Here is a 6000-nt window from a genome sequence, read left to right as displayed (position 1 = left end):
GCCTCCAAGCCTGCCGAGCAGCGCCACCGACACTAGACCCGCCACCCCCGCCCCCACCCCCGCCGCCCCCGCCGCCGCCCCCGCCGCCGCCCCCGCCGCCCCCGCCTCCGCCCCCGCCGCCTGCGACGCCGGAGGTGAGCGTGGCGGCGGGCGGCGGGATCGCCGAGGGCGGTTCTGCGGTGTTCACGGTCACCGCCGATCCGGCGCCGTTGTCGCCGCTGGCGGTGACGGTGGCGGTCGCCCAGAGCGGCGACTTCGGCGTGACCGCCAGCACCAAGACCGTCGTGGTCCCGGCGACGGGTTCGGCGCAGTTGTCGGTGGCCACGGCCGATGACAGCGCGGACGAGGCCGACGGGTCGGTGACCGTGGCGGTGGGCGCGGGCAGCGGCTACACCGTGTCATCCACCCAGGGCTCTGCGTCGGTGGCCGTGGCCGACGACGACGCCACTTCGGTGGTGCTGGCGGCTGCCGCCGGCAGCGCCGTGGCCGAGGACGGCGGCACACGCGAGATCACCGTGACTTTGGGCCGGGCTCTCGTGTCGGGCGAGGCAGTGACCGCGCCCCTGGCCGTGACCGGCGCTGTCGCGGGCGACCACTACACCCTCGCGCTCAAGCAGGGCGCCGGTGTCAACGAGCACGTGACGCTGGTCACCGCAGACCCCCACAGCGCCCAGAACCCGGCCGTCGTGCTCGCCGCAGGCGCACAACAGGCCACCCTGGTGCTGGCGGCGGCGCCCAACGACGACACCGACGAGCGCACGGTGCGGGTGGCGTTCGGCTCAGGCCGACTCGCCCCCGCCGCCCGGGGCCTGTCGGGCGGCATCGCCGCCGCCGGCGGCCCGGTCGACACCGCCATAACCAACGACGACCAACCCCCACCGCCGCCCCCTCCGCCTGTGCCTGCGGGGCCGAGCCTGTCGGTGCGCGATGTGGAGGTCAGCGAGAGCGGCCGCAGTGTGCGGTTCATGGTGTATCTCAGCGAGACCCCCGACCAGACCGTCACCGTCAGGGTGGCCACCCGAGACGGCACCGCGCGACACGGCGCCGACTACCGGGGCTACGGCGCCGGGAGCAGCCGGACGCTGACGTTCACCGCCGGCACAAGGCTCCTGTACGACTACCTGTACATACCCATCCTCGACGACAACGACCCCGAACAAGACGAGACCTTCCAAGTCGTCCTCACCGACGCCCACGGCGCCCCCGTCAGCCGCGGCACCGCCACCGTCACCATCACCGACAACGACTGACCCACCGCTGGCTGAGATGCGTTGGGGCGGATGTCGAGGACCGTCTTGAGAATTTGTAGGGTCGCAATCTGAGGAAGTGTAGGATTCATGGCTGAGGAATAGTAGGGGCAATTCCTGTGAAAGCGTAGGGTTGTGCCTTGGCGAGGGCCGGTGAGGGCAGCACCCTCATGGGCCGAACGACGGCTCTGGTGCGGGACGCCACCGGTACATGGCAGAGCGAGCAGGAGGGCTGAGTGTATGGCGGCGACACAAGGCTCTGACTATCGGCCGAGAGTGGTGGACAGGCAGCTTGAGCGGCTGTTGGGGCAGTTGCCGGCGGTCAGCATTGAAGGCCCGCGTGCCGTGGGCAAGACATGGACCGCTCGCAGATGGGCCCGCACGGTCTACAACTTGGACGATCCGCCAACGCTGGCGCTCGTGACGGCTGACCCGCATCGACTGGTCAGCAGCGAACCGCCAGTGCTCATAGATGAGTGGCAGCGGTTTCCGGCTTCTTGGGACCTCGTGCGCCGAGCGGTCGACGACGATCCTTCGCCGGGCCGATTCTTACTGACGGGTTCCGCAGCGCCGAGCTCTGGCCCCACCCATTCAGGCGCCGGTCGCATCGTCACGGTGCGGATGCGGCCCATGTCCCTCGCCGAGCGGGGCACCGAAACCCCCTCGGTGAGCCTGAGCGACCTGCTGGACGGGGAGCGCCCAGCGATCACCGGGCAGACCAGCGTCGGGCTTGGTGCCTATGCGCACGAGATCGTCGTCGGCGGCTTTCCCGGCTTGGCCGGCATCGAACACGAGGCTCTTACGCAAGCACTCGACGGCTACTTGCACCGTGCGGTGGACCATGACGTCGCCTTGATGGGTCATCGCGTCCGCAATCCCGCCACGATGCGGCGCTGGCTCACCGCATACGCCGCGGCCACCGCCACCACGGCTTCGTATGAGACGATCCTCGATGCTGCAACAGCCGGCGAGGCTGACAAGCCCGCTAGGAGCACCACCACCGCATATCGCGACCTGCTCGAGGCGATGTGGCTCGTCGAGCCAGTGCCTGCCTGGCAGCCGATGGGCAATCCGCTGAGCCGCCTCAAGCGCGGCCCGAAGCACCACCTGGCAGACCCCTGCCTGGCCGCGCGGCTGCTGAAGGCGTCGGAGGACTCGCTTCTCTCGGGCAACGCGTCGCATGCGGTGCCCGACATGGGATCCGGCAGCGGGCTGCTGCTCGGCGCGCTGTTCGAATCACTCGTGTCGCTGAACGTGCGCGTCTATGCCCAGGCGGCCGGTGCCAGTGTCGGTCACTTGCGCACATGGAACGATGCACACGAGGTGGACCTGATCGTCGAACGAGCCAACCGGGTCGTCGCGGTTGAGGTCAAGCTCACCGCTGCCCCCGATTCGGGAGACACGGCTCAACTGCGCTGGTTGCGCGACAAACTCGGCCCGCGCCTGGCCGACAGCGTGCAGGTGACCACTGGCCCCTACGCATATCGCGACCAAGACGGCATCGCCATCGTCCCCGCCGCGCTGCTTGGCCCCTAAAAGCCCACCTGAAGAGCGCGTCGAACAGCGCCATCGACACTAGACCCGCCACCCCCACTCCCGCCGCCACCGCCGCCGCCGCGACACGGCCACCGTCACCATCACCGACAACGACTGAACACAAACAGACCCAGGGAAAACCCCCGCAGCTAGTATTTTTTTCGTGGCCGATCGGGTTGGAGATGCGGCTGTGGAGAGGCTGGGCTAACAGGTGATGCAACTCGATAACGGGAGACAATGAGATCACAGCCGAGCATGAGTGTTGAGCGAATGCGGGGCCACCTCAAGGTGCCGACGCTGTGACCGCCCCTGTTCCTGCCGACGACACGCGTCCGGTCGAGCAGTGGTATCACGAGGGCTACTACTCCGACCGGACCATCGCCGACCACTTCCGCATCGGGGCTGAAGAGAACGGGTCGAGCGCCCTTCACTTCGTCGGCGGCTCCGGCCCGGTCACGATGAGTCTCCACGACCTTTACGGGCGCAGCAGAGCAGCAGCGGCCGGTTTCCAAGCCGCTGGCATCGGGAGCGGCGACATCGTTGCCATCTGGCTTCCGAACGGGGTCGAGGCAGCGATCAGCTACCAGGCCGCGGCGCTCATCGGTGCGGTGGCACTGCCGATTGTCCACCTCTACGGCCCCGCCGAGGTGGGCTACATCCTCCGCCAGTCCCGGGCTCGCATGCTGATTATGCCCGATACCTGGCGCAGCATCGACTACTTGGAGCGATACGAGGCGCTCGGGGCGCTGACCGACCTCGAACAGGTCGTTGTGGTTGGCCCATCCAAGCCGGCTAGCGCCATCTTCTGGGATCGGATCGCATCCCACGATGTGGATCGTCTAAGGGTCCCTCAGATCAGGGCGAACGACGTGTGCCTGTTGATCTACACGTCGGGGACCACGGCCGAACCAAAGGGGGTGCAGCACACCCACAACACCCTGTTCGCCGAAGTGATCGCCAACGGGCAGATCCGTGCCGGCACTCGCAACCGGCTTGATTCCTTTCCAGCCGGCCACATTGCCAGCGTCTTGAACCTGCTGCGCATGTGTACCAAGGGTGGCACCACCGTGGTGATGGATCGCTGGGACGCTGCTGTCGCGGCCCAGCATGTGGCCGACTACGGCATCGACTCCACCGCTGGCGCGCCCTTCTATCTCACATCGCTGCTCGACGAGGCCGAAGCCGGTGCCATCGACGTGACCAGCCTCGGCGACTTCTTGGTCGGCGCCGCGAGCGTGCCGCCGGCCCTGGTGGAACGGGCAGATGCGTTCGGCATCCGTTCTTTCCGCGCGTACGGATCGAGCGAGCACCCAACCATCAGCACGGGTCGCCGGGAGGACCCCTTCGACAAGCGAGCCTTCACCGATGGCCGCCTCTGCCCTGGTACCGAGGTCCGACTCCTAGACGACAATGACGTGGACGTTGGGGTGGGTGTGGATGGCGAGATTGTCAGCCGAGGCCCGGAGCTGTTCATCGGCTACACCGACTCCAGGCTCGACGAGGCGTCGTTCCTGCCCGGCGGGTGGTTCCGCACCGGAGACATCGGTCGATTCGACGAGGACGGGTTTCTCACCATCACCGACCGCAAGAAGGACATCATCATCCGTGGCGGGGAGAACATCGCCTCGAAGGAGGTTGAGGACATCCTCGCTCGCCTGCCCGCGGTCAGTGAAGCGGCTGTCGTCGCCAAGCCGGATGACCGCCTGGGGGAGCGGGTCGCGGCCGTAGTCCGGCTCGCCTCGGGTGCGGAATTGGATTTGGCCGAGATCCGGGATCACTTTGTGGCCACCGGCGTCGCGAAGCAGAAGATCCCCGAGTGTCTTGTCGTTGTAGACGAGCTTCCCCGGACCGCCAGCGGCAAGGTCCGCAAATCCGATCTTCGCCACCTCGTCGTCGAGCAAGACTACGGCTAGCCGCCGCATCATGCTCGCTGGATCTCCTTCGGTGGGAACCCGGCCCGGAGGACTCGTGCCATAGTTATCTGGAGTAAAATGCTAACCTATTTTGATCGGCATGAAGCTCTCGACCAGCCTCAACACACCGGCTTATAGCTCTCGCACCTCCGTGGATGAGGCCGCGGCGTTCGTTGTCGAGGCCGAGCGTTTGGGCGTCGACACGGTGTGGACTGCGGAGGCGTGGGGTACTGATGCCTTCACTCCTCTTGCCTATGTGGCCGCGCTGACCGAGCGCATCAAGCTGGCCACGGGCATCGTGCAGATCTCTGCTCGAGCGCCGGTCATGACGGCTATGACTGCGATGACGTTGGATGTCTTGTCGGGAGGCCGGATGGTGCTCGGGTTGGGGGTTAGCGGCCCCCAGGTGGTGGAGGGGCTGCATGGTCAGCGCTACGACCGGCCTCTGGAGCGGTTGCGCGAGTATGTCGAGGTGCTGCGGTTGGCCTTCGCCGGCGAACGCCTCGAGTACTCGGGCAACCAGACCGTTCTCCCCCTTTCCGGCGGAGAGGGCAAGGCGTTGCGGCTTGCCCTCAAACCTAACCCAAGGCTGCCCATTCATCTCGCCACCCTTGGTCCCAGGGCTATGGAGCTGTGCGGCGAAATCGCCGACGGCTGGGTGGCCACCTGTTTTGTTCCCGAGCGCTCGGGCGTCTATATCGACGCCCTGGCTCGCGGGGCCGAGCGAGCCGGACGGTCGCTCACGGAGATCGCGATCGACGCAGGCGGGCCGCTTGCCTTCTCCGACGACGTTGGAAGGCTGGTGCAGTCGCGCAAGAAGGCACTCGCCTTCCAGCTCTCGGCCATGGGCTCGCCGAAGACGAATTTCTACAACATGGCGTACTCGCGGATGGGCTACGAAGATGTCGCGCAGGAGGTGCGCAAGCTGTGGCTCGATGCCAAGCGCGACGACGCCGTGGCCGCGGTGCCCGATGAGCTTGCTGCATCTACCAGTCTCTTCGGCACCCGAGAGATGGTGCGCGACCGCATGCGGGCATACCGAGATGCCGGAGTGACGACGCTGCGGATCGACCCGATGGGCCGCGAGCCTTCCGAGCGGCTGGCCGTGCTGGAACAAGCAATCGACGTCGCCCGCGAGGTCACAGCCGCGATCTAGCGTTCTGACCCCGCCGCGGCCCAATGCGTGCGGCGGGGGGTCGCTGAGGGTCAGCCTGGGTGGCGAGTAGGACCAAGCAGGTCGGCCATGGTGCGTTGTCCGCCACTCATTTGCCTTGGAGCGCATCGGCTGGAGCGACGCCGATTTC

4 protein-coding genes are annotated in these 6000 nt (G+C 67.1%); all 4 read left to right on the top strand.

The genetic code is table 11. The features are described 5' to 3' along the window. The coding region (locus OXG30_01870) for a hypothetical protein (GenBank protein ID MCY4133648.1) at window positions 1–1250 on the top strand (1250 nt) is incomplete at its 5' end. Window positions 1251–1487: 237 nt separating this feature from the next. After that, complete coding sequence (locus OXG30_01865; GenBank protein MCY4133647.1) at window positions 1488–2783, top strand: DUF4143 domain-containing protein; 1296 nt, start codon at window positions 1488–1490, stop codon at window positions 2781–2783. A 299-nt stretch (window positions 2784–3082) separates the two neighbouring features. Beyond that, window positions 3083–4696: an AMP-binding protein gene (locus OXG30_01860; GenBank protein ID MCY4133646.1), complete on the top strand. Its 1614-nt coding sequence runs from the start codon at window positions 3083–3085 to the stop codon at window positions 4694–4696. A 100-nt stretch (window positions 4697–4796) separates the two neighbouring features. Beyond that, window positions 4797–5852 carry an LLM class F420-dependent oxidoreductase gene (locus OXG30_01855; protein ID MCY4133645.1) on the top strand — a complete coding sequence of 352 codons (1056 nt, stop codon included), beginning with the start codon at window positions 4797–4799 and terminating at the stop codon, window positions 5850–5852. Window positions 5853–6000: the final 148 nt, after the last annotated feature.

It is taken from the genome of bacterium (assembly GCA_026708015.1).
In the GTDB taxonomy this organism is placed as follows: domain Bacteria; phylum Actinomycetota; class Acidimicrobiia; order Acidimicrobiales; family Bin134; genus Poriferisocius.
Note: the sequence above shows the minus strand (reverse complement) of the source record. Positions and strands in the feature narration are given on the sequence as shown.

Bases quoted from the DNA above. Each gene is read 5' to 3' on its own strand.
- OXG30_01855 (MCY4133645.1), top strand. From the start codon at position 4,797: ATGAAGCTCTCGACCAGCCTCAACACACCGGCTTATAGCTCTCGCACC.
- OXG30_01865 (MCY4133647.1), top strand. From the start codon at position 1,488: ATGGCGGCGACACAAGGCTCTGACTATCGGCCGAGAGTGGTGGACAGG.